This is a genomic window from Pseudomonas sp. 2995-1 (assembly GCF_002742505.1).
Classification (GTDB): Bacteria; Pseudomonadota; Gammaproteobacteria; order Pseudomonadales; family Pseudomonadaceae; genus Aquipseudomonas; species Aquipseudomonas sivasensis.
On sequence record NZ_LJSA01000452.1, the window covers coordinates 1 to 460 of the forward strand.

Sequence of the window (460 nt, forward strand, 5' to 3'; positions counted from 1 at the left end):
ATCCACGACTCCGAACATACAGACCGGTACATTATGGGGAGCAGCCAGAATATGTTGTTGAATTTGTGGAAACACCGCATATTGATGCGCCATTTGGTGCCAGAGGTGCTGGCGAACAAGGTTTGTTAGGGATGCCTGCAGCACTTGCAAATAGTCTATCATTAGCTGCAAATGTGGAATTACACCACTTACCTCTTATTCCTGTGAGTATATGGCGTGAAAAAGAGGAGGCAGTTAAATGATCCCTTTCGATTTTGAGTATTATAGACCAAACTCAATTGAAGAAGCTGGGGAACTATTTGAGATGTTAGATAAGGAAGGTAAAGAACCGGTATATTTCTCAGGCGGAACAGAGATCATTACACTAGGACGCCTTAATATATTATATACAAATGCTGTTATTGTTTTAAAAGAAATTCCAGAATGTAGAATTATGGATTTTCATGATGATCACTTATAC

Annotated in this window: 2 protein-coding genes; both read left to right on the top strand. The window is 39.3% G+C overall.

The genetic code is table 11. The features are described 5' to 3' along the window. A partial coding sequence (locus tag AOA61_RS23905; RefSeq protein WP_218197375.1) for a hypothetical protein occupies positions 1-242 on the top strand: 242 nt, incomplete at its 5' end. Beyond that, positions 239-460 (top strand): FAD binding domain-containing protein (locus tag AOA61_RS23910; RefSeq protein WP_178075210.1); only part of this gene is annotated, 222 nt, incomplete at its 3' end. The genes AOA61_RS23905 and AOA61_RS23910, both read left to right, overlap by 4 nt.